At 42.4% G+C, this 721-nt stretch carries 1 pseudogene; it reads left to right on the forward strand.

Going from position 1 to position 721, the window contains the following annotated elements:
* Nucleotides 1–721 (forward strand): annotated as a pseudogene (locus AB4486_RS24595) (IS3 family transposase); the annotation flags it as partial.

Raw genomic sequence — 721 nt, forward strand, 5'->3', positions numbered from 1 at the left:
CAATTAGAAGAGACTCAGATCAAAGCAGAGTTCTTTGAAGCGGTTGTAAAAGTCATGGATCGAGATTTCGGTGTCCGAATCTCAAAGAAGCGCAAGGCCGAGTTATTAAGGAAAAAACGGTCAGAAAGTTGACCGTCACTAAAGCTTGTCACTTCATAGGTATTACACGACAAGCTTTCTACAAGCGCTGTGTTGCAGAAATTCATCAGACAAAGAAAGATGAATCAGTACTCGGTTTTGTAAAAGAGCAAAGGATGATGCACCCTCGTATAGGGACTCGTAAGATCAAGTATTTACTTGCTCAGAACGATATTAAAATCGGGCGAGACCGCTTATTCTCTCTGCTGAGAATGAATCGATTATTAGTGCAGAATCGAAGGGCTTATCATCGAACCACAAATAGTAATCATCGCTTTTACTGCCATCCGAATCGTGTCAAAGAAGGCTTAATACCTGAAAGGCCAGAGCAATTATGGGTTGCCGATATTACTTATCTAGCAACGCGGCGTGGTTGTACTTATCTCAGTTTAGTGACGGACGCTTACTCAAGAAAAATCGTGGGCTATCACATAGGTGATGATATGAAAGCTCGCACGGTCAAGCAGGCCTTTTTAAACGCGTTGAAAGAACGGAAGAATACAGGTGAGCTTGTACATCACTCAGATCGAGGTGTTCAGTACTGCTCTGTTGAATACCAAGAGTTGCATCGACAGTATGATGT

Source organism: Vibrio sp. 10N.222.55.C6 (assembly GCF_041473395.1).
Lineage (GTDB): Bacteria > Pseudomonadota > Gammaproteobacteria > Enterobacterales > Vibrionaceae > Vibrio > Vibrio crassostreae_C.